Below are 13,847 nucleotides of genomic sequence, written 5' to 3'. Positions count from 1 at the left end.
CTACTGATCGTCGCCTTGGTAGGCCGTTACCCCACCAACTAGCTAATCAGACGCGGGCCGATCTTCCGGCAGTAAACCTTTCCCCATAAGGGCGTATCCGGTATTAGCCCTAGTTTCCCAGGGTTATTCCGAACCAGAAGGCACGTTCCCACGCGTTACTCACCCGTCCGCCGCTGACCCCGAAGGGCCCGCTCGACTTGCATGTGTTAAGCCTGCCGCCAGCGTTCGCTCTGAGCCAGGATCAAACTCTCACGTTGAAGAGATTGATCTGGCCGATCACGTGTATTCTCAGACGGAGCCTCACATCGACCAAGCATCCAGACGCTTCACAGCGCCAAAACACCCGTCGGTGAGCTCAGAAAGAAGAACAACAGATCGGCACAAGTCTACTCACGCCAGGTCCTAAGACCCAGCCGCAAGGACAAACGCCGCCCGCGTCTCCCTTCCTCATTCCAACTTGTCAAAGATCAGTAATCACTCTCGTAATTACCGGCTGAGAAGAAGTCAAGTACCTCGGCTTTCGCCAGATCTACTTTTCTAAATCTCGGTAAGTCCGTCCAACCCGCCCCGTTTTTCTTCCGGACCGCGTCGGGAGGCGCCGTATAGGCTGCCCCGGACTTTCCTGTCAACCACCCTTTTCCCCGGCGACGGAACCGAACCGGCCGAATCGGATCTCGGTGCCTCCGTCGACAGAGCGCGACGCGGAACGGCCCGGAGGTCCTTCGGTGCGGCGCTGGACGATGGACGCTCCCTCACGCACCCGGTCCGGGTCGAGCCTGCGCTCGCGCCCGACAGCGTCGCGATCCCGAAAGATCAGTGCTGGCCGGTAATGTTGAGGAAGTTCCGGCGGACGGCATGCCGTCGTGACCGGTAAGGCGGATCTAAGGGCCCGAACCGCCTTGCGCAAGGGGCCGAGCGCGGGGCGGCCCCGACCGGGACGCACGGCTCGCGGATCGCGGCCGGCCCGCTCGACGGCCCGCACCTCCACCGGTCGACGCTGGTGCTCCCCCCGGCGCTGCGCACGACCCACACCGCCTGAAACTACTGCGGCGGGTGCGCGAAGAGGCGTGATCGCGGTTGATCCTGAGGGACTCGATGACGCTGCTGCACGATCTCACGGGTGCGTCCCCCGGCATGACCGGGACCGCCCTGCTCCTGCGCCTCTCCGCCATCGGCGCGGCCCTGGCCGGGACCGCCGGCACCTTCGCGTATGCCGGCGGCTGGCTCTCGCCCGGCCAGCTCACGCCGGCCCGGATCATCGACCGGTTCGAGCAGGTGAACGGACCGCATCCCGGCTTCCGGCGCAACCACGCCAAGGGGATGTGCGTCGCGGGCCGCTTCACGGGCAGCGGCGCGGGGGCGCGCCTCTCGAAGGCGGGGGTGTTCGCGGCCGGACGCGTGACGCCGGTCGAGGGGCGGGTGGCGCTGGCCGGCGGCCAGCCCCACGCGGCCGACGCCGCCGCCACCGTGCGCAGCCTCGCCCTGCGCTTCCGGCTGCCGGACGGCGAAGAGTGGCGCACCGGCATGAACAACATCCCGGTCTTTCCGGTGCGCACACACGAGGCCTTCTACGCGCAGCTCCTCGCGACCAAGCCCGATCCGGCCACCGGCAAGCCGGATCCGGAGCGCCTGAAGGCCTTCTTCGCGGACCATCCGGAGAGCGCGAAGGCCGCCGCGCTGATCAAGGCGCGGACCGTGACCGCGGGCTTCGCCGACAGCACCTACTGGAGCCTCAACGCCTTCCGGTTCGTCGCCGCGGACGGCGCCGCCCGGCCGGTGCGCTGGGCCCTCGTCCCAGACCCGGCGCCGGCGGTCGAGGCCGCGCCGGGCGGCGCGAACGCCCTGTTCGACGCGCTCGCCGCGCAGCTGGCCCAGGGCCCCCGGCACTGGCACCTGATCGTCACGCTCGGCCAGGCCGGCGACCCGACCGCCGACGCGACGCGGCCCTGGCCGGCCGACCGCGAGACGGTGGATGTCGGCACCCTGACGCTCACGGCGGCGACACCGGAGGCCGCCGCCAGCTGCCGCGACGTCAACTTCGATCCGCTGGTGCTGCCGGACGGCATCGCGCCGAGCGACGACCCGCTGCTGAGCGCCCGGTCGGCGGCCTACGCGCGATCCGTCACCCGCCGGTCCGGCGAGGCCAAGACCCCGAGCGCCGTCACCGGCGCCGCGATCCACGGAGCCGCCCTGTGACCGAGCCCGACCGCTTCGACCGGCCCGCCCGCCTGCTCCACTGGACCATGGCGGCGCTGATCCTGGCCATGCTGCTGATCGGCGTCGCCATGGTGGCGTCGCTCGCCGAGTACGGCGCCCTCGTGGCCCTGCACCGGCCGCTCGGGATCCTGATCCTGGTCCTCGCCGGGCTCCGACTCGCCTATCGCTGGCGCCACGCGCCGCCGCCCCTGCCGGCCGATCTTCCGGGCTGGCAGAAGCGCGCGGCCCACACCTCGCACATCCTGCTCTACAGCCTGATGCTGGCCATGCCGCTGATCGGCTGGGCGATGCTGTCGGCGGCGCGCTACCCCGTTATCCTTGCCGGTTCGGTGGTCCTGCCGCCGATCCTGCCGCAGGACCCGATCCTGTACGCGGCCCTGCGCCGGCTCCACACCGCGCTGGCCTACGGGCTCTTCGCCCTGATCCTCGCGCATCTGGCGGCGGCGCTGCTGCACGCGCTGATCCGCCGGGACGGGGTCTTCGCCAGCATGGCGCCCTGGCGGTCGACACCGGCCAGGACCACCGAGCCGCCGAAACGACCCTATCGTTCTCTTGAAAGTCTGATCCGTTCTCCATAAAGAACGCTCGCCCGCCTCGGTCGAACGGGGCGGGCGATCTCTGCGTGGAGGACGAGGCGATGTCAGAGGGATTAGCGGCGCGTACCGTCGCGGCGGCCAACGGTGTGGCCCAGGACGCGGCCTTCGGTGCGGTGATCGCGCCGATCCACCTGTCGACGACCTTCAAGTTCCCGGCCTTCGAGCAGCCCGGCCCCTACGATTACTCGCGCCTGGGCAACCCGACCCGGGACGCGCTGGCCGACACGATCGCCAAGCTCGAGGGCGGCGCCCGCGCCGTCCTGGTGGCGAGCGGGATGGCGGCCCTCGACCTCGCCCTGTCGAGCCTGCGGCCCGGCGATCTCCTGGTCGCGCCGCACGATTGCTACGGCGGAACGCACCGCCTGCTCAGCTTCCGCGCGGAGCGGGGCCATTACCGCGTCGCCTTCGTCGACCAGACCGATCCGGACGCGCTGGCGGCGGCCCTGGCCCAGGGACCGAAGGTCGTGCTGATCGAGACCCCGAGCAACCCGCTGATGCGCGTGGTCGATGTCCGGCGGATCACCGCGGACGCGAAGGCGGCCGGCGCGCTGGCGGTGGTGGACAACACCTTTCTGTCGCCCGCCCTGCAGCGGCCGATCGCCCTCGGGGCGGATCTCATCGTCCACTCCACCACCAAGTTCCTGAACGGCCATTCCGACGTGATCGGCGGGGCCGTGATCGCCGCCGACAAGGCGATGGGCGAGGACCTCGCCGCCTGGGCGAACACGATCGGCGTCACCGGCTCGCCCCTCGACGCCTACCTGACGCTCCGGGGCCTGCGCACCCTGTTCGTCCGTGTGGAGCAGCAGCAGCGCAACGCCGCGGCCCTGGCGGCCTTCCTCGACGCCCATCCGGCGGTGGCGCGGGTCCACTATCCGGGCCTGCCGACGCATCCGGGGCACGCCCTGGCCAAGGCCCAGCAGGCGGGCTTCGGGGCGATGTTGAGCTTCGAGCTGGCCGGCGGCCGCGACGCGGTGAGGACCTTCGTGGAGGCCCTGCGGGTCTTCACGCTGGCCGAGTCGCTCGGCGGCGTCGAGAGCCTGATCGCCCATCCGCCGACCATGACGCACGCGGCGATGGACCCGGAGGCCCGCGCCATCGCGGGCATCACCGACGGGCTGCTGCGCCTGTCGGTCGGCCTGGAGGCGGAGGCCGACCTGCTGGCCGATCTGGGGCGGGCCTTCCGGGCCCTGGAGGGCTGAGCCGGCCGGTCAATCCTCCTCGACCACGCTGAACCCGGATTCGTCCTCGACAACCCGGAAACGGGCGCGCTGCACGGTCCGGGAGCGCTCGGCCGCCTCGTCGCGGCACTTGTCGAGATGGGCGGCGCGGTTGACCACCCGCAGGTTCGGCGCGCCCCAGTAGCCGAGAAGCTCCGGCCAGGGCGCGTCGCGGTGCTCGCGCCAGACCCGGTAGAGCGGCAGCAGGTGGTCGACCTCGGCGGTCTTCAGCAGGCGCTTGCCGGTGGTGGTGCAGCGGTGGCGCTGGCGGAGCTTGAGCGCCCGGACCTGGGCGTGGGGCGCGATCCAGAACTTCCAGGCCGCGACACAGGCCGCGTGCCAGCCGGCATTGGTGTTGGGCGCGCCGCGCGCCCAGAGATCCCGGTGCCAGCCGAACCGGTAGACCGGCTGGCCGCAGATGCAGCAGGCGCCCCGTCCGCGGGCGAAGGCCGGATCGCGGAACGGCGCGGGCGGCGTGCGGAAGCTCCCGGCCCGCCCCTCGGCCCCGATCTGCCAGGCCCAGCCCTCCGGCGTGCCGGAGCGCGCCGCCAGCGCCCGGGCCAGCCGGTCGGCCCGGAGGATGTGGTTGCGCCAGTAGCTCTCGACGGCGAGCCGCGGCGTCGGCGGGATCAGGGGCCGCGCGAGGGCGTGCTGCAGGACCGGCGCCGGGAAGATCGCCGGCAAGGCCTTCTCCAGCCGTTTCCGGGCCTGCACGTTGCGGAGGGTGCGCCAGCTCGATGTCGTCATGCCGGACCGGTGGTAACCCGGCCGGCGCGGCGCCGCGACGGCGCCGGTGCAACAGCTCGCCGGTCCCGCGCGGTCGCCGCTCAGGGTTAAGAAAATGTTTCCCGTGAAACATCGCGCCGCTCGACAGGCCCGGCGCGGCCGCGCCGGTCCGGCTCAGAGATCCACCGCCATCGACAGGAGGTAGGTGCGCGGCGCGCCCTGGAAGAAGGTGCCGAACGAGGCGACCCCGGTCCAGTACCGCGTGTCGGTCACGTTGAGGACGCTGGCCCGGAAGGTCGTCGGCCGCTCGGCGACGCGCGTCGTGTAGCGCAGGCCGAGGTCGAGGCGGGCCCAGTCCGGCAGGGCCTGGGTGTTCGCGAGGTCGACGAACTGCCGCCCGGTATAGATGACCGCGCCGTTGAGCGTCAGGCCGGGCAAGCCCGGCAGGTCCCACTCGGCCCCCAGGCTCGCCTGGACCTCCGGCACGCCGATCGGCCGGTTCCCGCGATTGGCGGCGAGCGCCGTCCTGACGAGGCGTCCGTCGAGCAGGGTCACGCCGCCGACCACCCGCACCTGCGGGGTGATCTCGCCGAACAGGCTCAGCTCGAGCCCGCCGACCTGCTGCTCGGCGGTCGCCGCGAAGCGCCCCTGCGGGCCGAGCTCGCCCGCGGGCTTCGTGATCCGGAAGGCGCCGAGCGTGGCGCCGAACCGGCCGAGATCGAGCTTCACGCCCGCCTCGACCTGTCGGGCCACGTAGGGCTCCAGGATCGTGCCGGAATTGGTCGCCACCGCCGGGGCCACGTCGCCGCGGCTCAGGCCCTCGATGTAGTTGCCGTAGAGCGAGACCGAGTCCCAGGGCCGCACCACGAGGCCGACCATCGGGGTCGTGGCGCTCTTGTCGTAGGACGAGGCCAGCGTGCCGACATTCGACACGTAGTTGTGCGCCTCCACGCGCTGGCGGCGCACGCCCAGGGTCAGCAGGACGCGCTCGTCGAGGGCCGACAGCGTGTCGGCCACCGCGATCCCCGACAGGGTGCTGTCGGACAGGCGGGGCCGGCCGACGCCGTAGATCGGCGCGATGTACGGGACGAGGGCCGGCGCGTAGAGGTTCGACAGGTAGGCGCCCCGGCCGGGCGAGAACCGCCGTGCCGTCGCCTCGTCGTACACGGAGCCCTGCACGGTCAGGGCGTGCCGGATGAAGCCGGTCTCGAACCGGGCCCGGACGCCACCGTCGTAGGTGAGCCGGTCGACGCCCAGCGCGTAGAATTGCGGCGTGCTGGTCGTGTCGCCGCGGCCATTGAGGATCGTCGGCGCCGACTGGAAGTAGCGCTCCACGCCGGTCTGCCCGCCGCCGACATCCGCGAACAGCGTGACTTGATCGGTCAGGTCGTACTCGGTGCGCAGCAGACCGCCGCGATCGTCGACGTCCGAGTATTCCCAGGGCTGGGTCAGGTTCAGGCGGCCGTCGGGCGCCCGCGGTACGGGCACGCCGGCCCGCAGGAGGAACGGGCGCAGCGGCGCGTTGAAGCGGTCGGTCTGCGCCAGCAGGTAGAGCCACGCGCGGAACCGGTCACCCTGGTAGTCGAGGGCCAGGGCCCCGACGCCGGTCGTCTCGGTCTGGCGGTCGAAGGGCGTGGCGCCGCCGTGCAGGCTGCCGACGACGCGGGCGCCCCATTCCCGGCCAGGCCCCCAGCGGCGGGCGACGTCGACCTGGCTGCCGCCCCAGGCGGTCGAGCCGTAATCCAGGGTGACGCGGGTCAGGTCCGCGCCGGCGCGCTTGGGGACGATGTTGACCACGCCGCCGACCGCGCCATTCGGCGACACCCCCGTGAGGGCGGCGGACGGCCCCTTCAGGACCTCGATGCGCTCCACGTAGTCGGTGAAGATGCGGAAGCTCGGAGCGACGCCGTAGAGCCCGTCGAAGGCGACCTCGCCGCTGGTGTTCTCGTTGGACGGGAAGCCCCGGATGGAGAAGGAGTCGAACGGCGCCCCCGTGGTCTGGGTGGCGCGCACCGACGGGTCGAGGACCAGGGTCTCGGACACCGTCCGCGCCTGCCGGTCCCGGATGAGTGTGTCGGTGTAGCTGGCGATGCTGAAGGGCGCCTTCTGGGTCTCGATATCGCCGAGGAGGCCGAGGCGCCCGCCCCGCGCCACCTGACCTCCGGCATAGGCCGGGACCGGGCCGCGCGGCGCGGCCGCGCTCGCGACCGACAGCTCGTCGAGCTGGACGTCCCGGCCGGCCCCGGCCTCCTCGGCGCGGGCGGCGTGCGGCCCGGAACCGACGAAGCCCAGCAGGACGGCCATCGGGAGAACCGGCCGGGCCGCGCGCCGCCGGCGCCGGTTCCGCGCGGAAACAGGTACTGAAAAGTCGTGGGACTGCATTGTCGTGACGATGGCTCCGAATCACGGAGCAAGGCAGCAAATATCTCTACATGTGTCAAAAATACATTTGGAGTAATTACAACTCTACAGTGCGATCGCATCGCTGATCGAGCATTGTAGATATTTATTGTCGTATATACATAGATGTATTTCAGGACGTCGTGTTTATCAATGACGCGACCATCTTCGCGCGATCGGGGCGGCGATTTCACGGAGGGCCGGGCCGCAGCTCGGCCGAGGCGCACGCCCGGGATCATCGGTCCGGACGAGGCCGCCGAGGCCGGACCCGGCCGCGATTTCCCGTGGATCGTGCGCGGCCGGTCGGGCCGCCGGGGCGTTCGACCGCGCGACCACCGGATCCCGACGGGCCCGCGGGAGCGCCGACCGGCGGCCGCGGCGCCGCGATCGGGGCGCCCGGTTGCCAGGGTTGCCCACCCCGCCTAGACGGGCCCGGCGCGAAACGTGCCTGTCACCCCTCCTCTTGTGCAGAGGTCTTCTCCCGTGATCACCGGTCCGTGCCTCATCGTCCAGCCGATCCACGCGGCGGGCCTCGACCGGTTGCGCGCGGCCGGCCTGGAGCCGCGCCCGGCGAGCGGGACCGAACCCGAGACGCTGGCGCGCGAGGTCGCCGACTGCGTCGCCGTCATCACCCGCAACACCGGCTTCCCGGCCCGCGCCATCGCGGCGGCGCCGGCCCTGCGGGTGATCGGGGTGCACGGCACCGGCACCGACCACGTCGCCACGGCCGAGGCGACCGGGGCCGGGATCGTGGTGGTGAATACGCCCGGCGCCAACGCCGTCTCGGTGGCCGAGCAGACGCTGGCGCTGATCTTCGCCCTGGCCAAGGCCCTGCCGGAGGCCGACCGCTCGGTCCGGGCCGGCGACGACAGCTTCAAGTTCACCGCCCGGCTGATCGAGCTCGCCGGCCTGACGCTGGGCCTCGTCGGCTTCGGGGCGATCGGGCAGGCGACCGCCCGGCTCGGCGCCGCCCTGGGCCTGCGGGTGCTGGCCTACGGCCCGAGCCGCCCGGACGCGGACTTCGCCAACGCCGGCGCCCTGCGGGCCGCCTCGGTCGACGCGCTCCTGGCGGAATCCGACATCGTCTCCCTGCACGTGCCGCTGACCCCGGGCACACGCGGCCTGATCGGCCGGGACCAGCTCGCCCGGATGAAGCGGGAGGCCTTCCTGATCAACACCAGCCGCGGCGGCCTGATCGACGAGGCGGCCCTGGTGGAGGCGCTGGAGGCGGGCACGATCGTGGGCGCCGGGCTCGACGTCTTCGCCCAGGAACCGCTGCCGGTCGACCACCCGCTGGCCCGCCAGCCCCGGGCGATCCTGACGCCCCATGTCGGCGGCTCCACCGGGGCGGCCCTGATCCGCACCGCCGAGACCGCCGCGACCCGCGTGGTCGACGTCCTCGCCGGCCGGCGGCCGGGCGGGCTGGTCAACCCGGCCGTCTGGGAGCGGCGCCGCGGGGTGTGAGGGTCCCCCTCTCCCGCACGGGAGAGGGTTGGGGTGAGGGACGAGAGGCTTCGGGATCAAGCACCCGATCGACGCGATTCGAGGGGGAGCCTCGTCCGGTGAGGTCTCACCCCTCACCCTGTCCCTCTCCCGCACGGGAGAGGGGACCCGCGGCCGATCCTGACGGCGCGGCGGTCGTGGCCGGCCCGGTTCACGGTGTTTCGTCCGGACCGCGACCGCCCGCCGCGCGCCGTGTCATGCAATCGTCGCAGACGGGCCGGAAAGCCACCCGCTGCATCCGAGGCCAGAGAGGGCTCCATGGACTTCCACCGTCGCTTCACGGTCCTGATGTGCGCCCCGGCCTTCGACCCGGACGATCTCGAGGGCGCGCGCGTCAACCAGATCGTGGCGGCCGTGGAGCAGCGCGGCTTCGAGGTGGTGCGCGCCCGGCGCGTCGAGGACGCGGCCATCGCGGTCCAGACCGACGCGGCGGTCGGCTGCCTCGTGGTCGACTGGGGCAAGCGCGGCCTCGACGGCAAGGCCGCCGCCCTCATCGACATGATGCGCCGGCGCGGCCTGGAGATGCCGATCGTCATCATGGTCCGCCGCAAGCGGCTGGAGGATATCCCGGTCGAGCTCCTCGACTTCATCGACGGCTACATCTTCCTCGCCGAGGAGACGCCGGAATTCATCGCCCGCGGCCTCGTCAGCCGGGTCACGCAGTACGCCGAGACCCTCAAGACCCCGTTCTTCGGCGCGCTCGTCGACTACGCCGAGAAGGGCAACCAGCTCTGGACCTGCCCGGGCCACAACGGCGGCATCTTCTACAACCGGTCGCCGATCGGCCGGATCTTCGTGGAACACCTCGGCGAGGCGATCTTCCGCGACGACCTCGACAACTCGGTCCTCGACCTCGGCGACCTCCTGACCCACGAGGGTCCGGCGCTGAAGGCCCAGAAGGAGGCCGCCAAGATCTTCGGGGCGGAGAAGACCTACTTCGTCCTCAACGGCACCTCGGCCTCCAACAAGATCGTCCTGTCCTCCCTGGTGGCGGAGGACGACCTCGTCCTGTTCGACCGCAACAACCACAAGGCGGCCCACCACGGCGCCCTGTTCCTGGGTGGCGGCATCCCGATCTTCCTGGAGACGGACCGCAACGCCTACGGCCTGATCGGGCCGATCTTCCACGAGGCCCTGGACGAGACCCGGATCCGGGAGAAGATCCGCCGCAATCCGCTGGTGACCGATCCGGAGGCGTGGCGCCGGGAGCGGCCTTTCCGCGTCGCGGTGATCGAGCAGTGCACCTACGACGGCACGATCTACGACGCCCAGGAGATCCTGGAGAAGATCGGCCACCTCTGCGACTACATCCTGTTCGACGAGGCCTGGGCGGGCTTCATGAAGTTCCACCCGCTCTACGCAAGGCGCTTCGCCATGGGGCTGACCGGGCTCGACGAGACCTCGCCGGGCATCGTCGCCACGCAATCGACCCACAAGCAGCTCGCGAGCTTCAGCCAGGCCTCGCAGATCCACACCCGGGACGGCCATATCCGCGGCCAGACCCGGCGGGTCGAGCACAAGCGGCTCAACGAGAGCTTCCTCGTCCACGCCTCGACCTCGCCCTTCTACCCGCTCTTCGCCTCCCTCGACGTCGGCGCCCAGATGATGAAGGGCCGCTCGGGCATGATCCTGTGGGACGACACGATCCGGCTCGGGATCGAGTGGCGCAAGAAGGTCCGGGCGATCCGGCGCGAGTTCGAGGAGAACGAGCGCGATCCCGCGCGGCGCTGGTTCTTCGACCCCTTCGTGCCGGACGTGACGGTGAACGCCGACGGCGCCGAGGTGCCGTGGGAGAGCGTGCCGACGGACGAGCTCGCCGCGACGCCGCGCCACTGGGAGCTGAAGCCGGGCGCGCGCTGGCACGGCTTCACCCACGTGGCGCCGGGCTACGCCATCACCGACCCGAACAAGCTCACCGTGCTGACCCCCGGCTTCGACCGGCACACGGGGGCCTACGCCCAGCACGGCGTGCCGGCGCCGATCGTGGCGCAATACCTGCGTGAGAACCGGATCGTCGCCGAGAAGAACGACCTGAACTCGCTGCTCTTCCTGCTGACCCCGGGGGTGGAATCCTCCAAGGCCGGCACGCTGATCTCGGGCCTCGTCGCCTTCAAGCGGCTCCACGACGACAACGTCCCGCTGGAGGAGGCCATGCCGGAATTCGTCAACCGCCGGCCGAACCGCTACCGGGGCGTGCGCCTGCGCGACCTCTGCGGCGAGTTCCACGCGTTCCACCGGGAGGCCGGCACCTCGACGCTGCAGCGGCGGCAATTCGCCCCCGAGCACCTGCCCGAGATGGTGATGCCGCCCAAGCGGGCCGCCCAGCTGCTGACGCGCAACAAGGTCGACTACGTGCCGATCGCCGAGGCCGAGGGGCGGATCGCCACCACGCTGATGCTGGTCTACCCCCCGGGCATCGGCACGGTGCTGCCCGGTGAGCGCCTGGACGACCGGGCCAAGCCCATGCTCGACTATTTCAAGATGTTCGAGGCGTCCGCCAACCTGTTCCCGGGCTTCGAGGCCGAGATCCAGGGCGTCTACCGCGAGGTCGACCCGGACGGGCGGATCCGCTTCCACACCTACGTGGCGCGGGAGGGCGCCTGATGGAGATCGAGGCCGAGACGCCCGGCCTGCTCCCGGCCCGGTCCTGCCCCGACATCGTCATCCGCGCCTCCTCGGACGCCGATGTCGAGGCGATGGTGGCGATCTACGAGCACCATATCGGCAAGGGCGTGACCGATGTCAGCGTCGCCGAGGAGGACCGGCTGCTCCCCGACGACCTAAAGCGGCGGCGCAAGACCATGCGCAAGAAGCGCCTGCCGCACCTCGTGGCCGACCGGGACGGCGCGGTGGCGGGCTACGCCTACGCGGTGCCGTTCCGGAAGCGGCCGGCCTACCGCTACACCCTCAAGCACTCGATCTACGTGCATCCCGACCACCTGCACGCGGGGATCGGCCGGCGGCTGCTGCCGGCCCTGATCGAGGCTTGCGCGGCGGGCGGCTACCGCCAGATGATCGGCTACATCGACGCCGAGAACGCGGCCTCCCTGCGGCTCCACGAGGCCTGCGGGTTCGAGCGGGTCGGCTACCTGCGGGCGGTGGGGTTCAAGTACGGCCACTGGTCGGACAGCGTCATGGTCCAGCGCGCGCTGGGAACCGGGTCGGAGGACAGGCCGGGGTAGCGGGCCGGGACCGGGCGGCCTCCGACGCCCGGCCGCCGTCATCGCGAGCGAAGCGAAGCGATCCAGTCGCGCCACACTTACGGAGGGCGCGCTGCCCTGGGTCGCTTCGCTGCGCTCGCGATGACGGAGCGCGCGACGTCCGAAGGATCCGACCCGAGCCAACCTCAGTGGCCGGCCGCCGGGTTCGGCGTGGCGACGAGGTCGACCTCGACGCCGACCTCGAGCGCCACCCACTGGCCCGAGGCCCAGGCCCCCTGCCCGACGCCGAACTCGGTGCGGACTAGGCCGACGCGCCCCGCGGCGTGCGCCGCGCCGCCCTCGAGGGTCAGGTGGAACGGCAGCGTCACCGGCCGGCTCGTGCCGCGGATCGTCAGAGTCCCGACCGCCACGTAATCGCCCTGCCCCTTGTCGACGAAGCGGGTCGCCTCGAAGCGCGCCTCGCTTCCCGCCTTGACGTCGAACCAGTCCTTCTGCGGCAGGGCCTCGTCGCGCTGGACGTCCCCGGTCCGCGCGCTGGCGAGGTCGACCAGCACGAGCGCGCGCCCCGCCTCGGGCTTGGCGGGGTCGAAATCGATGTCGGCCTTGAACCGCTCGAACCGCCCGGTGAACGGGACGCCGACCTGCACGCCGGAGAACCGGATCGCGCTCCTGGCCGGATCCACCGCCCAATCGGCGGCGGCGGCCGGCAGGGTGACGGCCTGGAGAGCCGCCAGCAGGCACAGGTGACGCGCGTTCATCGGGTTGGCTCCACGGTCGGGGTGGGTAACGACCGGCGCCCCGGCAGCATGCGGCGCAGCACGTCGTCGCGGAGGAGGAGGTGGTGGCGCAGGGCCGCCGCCACGTGGACGGCGAGCAGGGCCGCCAGGAACCACGCCCCCAGGGCGTGGACCCGCTTCAGGACGGCCTCGGCGACGGCGGAGTCGGGAACGAGGGCCGCCAGCGGCAGGTGCGGCCAGGGAACGATCCCGTACAGCACCGTCGGGATGTTGAACGGCGACAGCGAGACCACGGCCCAGCCGGTCAGAGGCAGCCCGACGAGCAGCAGGTACAGCAGGTGATGGGCCGCCTCGGCCACCCGGCGCTCCCGCGCCGGCATCCCGGCCGGGTGCGGCGGCGGCCGGTGGGTCAGGCGCCAGAGGACCCGCAGGGCCGTCAGCGCCAGCACGGTGATCCCGACCGACTTGTGCCACTGGTAGAGCTGGAACTGGCGCAGCGGCGCCAGGGCCGCGTGCGTCATGGTCAGGCCGAGGCCGATCAGGACGAGCACGCCCAGCGCGCTCGCCCAGTGCAGCAGGATCGCCACGGCGGAGTACCGCCGCGCGGAAACCCCTCGCGCCATGGCGGATTCTCCCAGGTCAGTCCTGCTTCTCGAAGGCGCCCGCGATGGTGAGGTGCAACTCGTCGCCGATCAGCGGCACGTAGGTCTTCACCCCGAACTCGGAGCGCTTGAGCGTGCCGGTGGCCTCGAAGCCGACCGTGTACTTCTTGCTCAGCGGGTTCACGCCGGCGCCGACCAGGGTGACGTCGAGGGTCACCGGCTTGGTCACGCCGTGGAGCGTCAGGTCGCCCGTCACCTTCGCGTGGTCCTTGCCGGCCGGCACGACCTTGGTGGACACGAAGGTCATGTCGGGGAACTTGGCGGCGTCGAGCCACTGGTCGCCCTTGAGCTCGTCGGTGAGCTTGGCGCTGGTCGTCGTCACCGAGGCGACCGGGATCTTCACCGAGAGCTTGGCGGCGGCCGGGTTCTTCGGCTGCAGCTCCAGCGTGCCGGACACGTCCGAGAAGCCGCCGGCGTAGTTCGAGAAGCCCATGTGGGAGACGCGCCAGCCGACCTGGGTGTGGCCGGGATCGACCGCGTAGGTGCCGGCCTGGATCTGCGCCGGGTCGCGGGTCGGTGGGGTCTGGGCCAGCGCGGGGGTGGCGACCGGGGCGGCGACCAGCAGGGCCAGCAGGCCGGAGGCGAGAATCGATTTCAAGGGTGTCTCCTGCAGAGCAGACGGCCG

Annotated in this window: 11 protein-coding genes and 1 rRNA gene; 6 read left to right on the top strand and 6 right to left on the bottom strand. The window is 71.6% G+C overall.

Annotation, left to right across the window (positions count from 1 at the left end; genetic code table 11):
• Positions 1-257: ribosomal RNA gene (locus BM314_RS16580) — 16S ribosomal RNA — on the bottom strand; the annotation flags it as partial.
• Positions 258-1,095: 838 nt separating this feature from the next.
• Here BM314_RS16580 and BM314_RS16575 point away from each other — a divergent pair.
• From BM314_RS16575 to metB, 3 genes are read left to right on the top strand one after another with little or no spacing between them, the layout of a single operon-like run.
• Complete coding sequence (locus BM314_RS16575) at positions 1,096-2,196, top strand: catalase family peroxidase (protein WP_091979059.1); 1,101 nt, start codon at positions 1,096-1,098, stop codon at positions 2,194-2,196.
• Positions 2,193-2,795, top strand: coding sequence for a cytochrome b (locus BM314_RS16570; protein ID WP_091979057.1), 603 nt, complete (start codon positions 2,193-2,195; stop codon positions 2,793-2,795). Before BM314_RS16575 ends, BM314_RS16570 begins: the two co-directional genes overlap by 4 nt.
• A 59-nt stretch (positions 2,796-2,854) precedes the next feature.
• On the top strand, positions 2,855-4,015 hold the full coding sequence (gene metB / locus BM314_RS16565) for a cystathionine gamma-synthase (RefSeq protein ID WP_091979079.1): 1,161 nt from the start codon (positions 2,855-2,857) through the stop codon (positions 4,013-4,015).
• Positions 4,016-4,024: 9 nt separating this feature from the next.
• On the opposite strand, the gene BM314_RS16560 is transcribed toward metB, so the two are convergent.
• Both BM314_RS16560 and BM314_RS16555 read right to left on the bottom strand, forming a co-directional pair.
• Complete coding sequence (locus BM314_RS16560; protein WP_091979055.1) at positions 4,025-4,780, bottom strand: hypothetical protein; 756 nt, start codon at positions 4,778-4,780, stop codon at positions 4,025-4,027.
• A 153-nt stretch (positions 4,781-4,933) separates the two neighbouring features.
• Positions 4,934-7,063, bottom strand: coding sequence for a TonB-dependent receptor (locus BM314_RS16555; protein WP_091979053.1), 2,130 nt, complete (start codon positions 7,061-7,063; stop codon positions 4,934-4,936).
• A gap of 579 nt (positions 7,064-7,642) precedes the next feature.
• Between BM314_RS16555 and BM314_RS16550 the strand changes: the two genes are divergently transcribed.
• The 3 genes from BM314_RS16550 to BM314_RS16540 all read left to right on the top strand — a co-directional run bounded on the left by BM314_RS16550 (position 7,643) and on the right by BM314_RS16540 (position 11,844).
• The gene (locus BM314_RS16550) at positions 7,643-8,623 is read left to right on the top strand and encodes a hydroxyacid dehydrogenase (RefSeq protein WP_091979051.1); all 981 of its coding nucleotides are present in this window, start codon (positions 7,643-7,645) and stop codon (positions 8,621-8,623) included.
• A 297-nt stretch (positions 8,624-8,920) separates the two neighbouring features.
• Positions 8,921-11,266 (top strand): Orn/Lys/Arg family decarboxylase, encoded by a 2,346-nt coding sequence (locus BM314_RS16545; protein WP_091979049.1) that lies wholly within the window; start codon positions 8,921-8,923, stop codon positions 11,264-11,266.
• Positions 11,266-11,844, top strand: a complete 579-nt coding sequence (locus tag BM314_RS16540) for a GNAT family N-acetyltransferase (protein WP_020093947.1) — start codon at positions 11,266-11,268, stop codon at positions 11,842-11,844. The genes BM314_RS16545 and BM314_RS16540 overlap by 1 nt, the downstream gene beginning before the upstream one ends.
• Before the next feature lie 164 nt (positions 11,845-12,008).
• Here the strand turns inward: BM314_RS16540 and BM314_RS16535 are convergent, their stop codons facing one another.
• From BM314_RS16535 to BM314_RS16525, 3 genes are read right to left on the bottom strand one after another with little or no spacing between them, the layout of a single operon-like run.
• On the bottom strand, positions 12,009-12,581 hold the full coding sequence (locus BM314_RS16535) for a YceI family protein (protein WP_091979047.1): 573 nt from the start codon (positions 12,579-12,581) through the stop codon (positions 12,009-12,011).
• A complete protein-coding gene (locus BM314_RS16530) occupies positions 12,578-13,183 on the bottom strand; it encodes a cytochrome b (protein WP_091979045.1) in 606 nt (201 codons plus the stop codon). Before BM314_RS16530 ends, BM314_RS16535 begins: the two co-directional genes overlap by 4 nt.
• Positions 13,184-13,199: 16 nt before the next feature.
• Positions 13,200-13,820: a YceI family protein gene (locus BM314_RS16525; protein ID WP_020093950.1), complete on the bottom strand. Its 621-nt coding sequence runs from the start codon at positions 13,818-13,820 to the stop codon at positions 13,200-13,202.
• Positions 13,821-13,847 lie beyond the last annotated feature (27 nt).

It is taken from the genome of Methylobacterium sp. 13MFTsu3.1M2 (genome assembly GCF_900112625.1).
GTDB lineage: Bacteria > Pseudomonadota > Alphaproteobacteria > Rhizobiales > Beijerinckiaceae > Methylobacterium.
The sequence above is the reverse complement of the archived record's forward strand: the minus strand, read 5'-3'. Positions and strand labels throughout refer to the sequence as shown.

Coding starts and splice junctions, on each gene's coding strand:
- BM314_RS16575 (WP_091979059.1), top strand. CDS start 1,096: ATGACGCTGCTGCACGATCTCACGGGTGCGTCCCCCGGCATGACCGGG.
- metB (WP_091979079.1), top strand. CDS start 2,855: ATGTCAGAGGGATTAGCGGCGCGTACCGTCGCGGCGGCCAACGGTGTG.
- BM314_RS16560 (WP_091979055.1), bottom strand. CDS start 4,780: ATGACGACATCGAGCTGGCGCACCCTCCGCAACGTGCAGGCCCGGAAA.
- BM314_RS16555 (WP_091979053.1), bottom strand. CDS start 7,063: ATGGCCGTCCTGCTGGGCTTCGTCGGTTCCGGGCCGCACGCCGCCCGC.
- BM314_RS16545 (WP_091979049.1), top strand. CDS start 8,921: ATGGACTTCCACCGTCGCTTCACGGTCCTGATGTGCGCCCCGGCCTTC.
- BM314_RS16540 (WP_020093947.1), top strand. CDS start 11,266: ATGGAGATCGAGGCCGAGACGCCCGGCCTGCTCCCGGCCCGGTCCTGC.
- BM314_RS16535 (WP_091979047.1), bottom strand. CDS start 12,581: ATGAACGCGCGTCACCTGTGCCTGCTGGCGGCTCTCCAGGCCGTCACC.
- BM314_RS16530 (WP_091979045.1), bottom strand. CDS start 13,183: ATGGCGCGAGGGGTTTCCGCGCGGCGGTACTCCGCCGTGGCGATCCTG.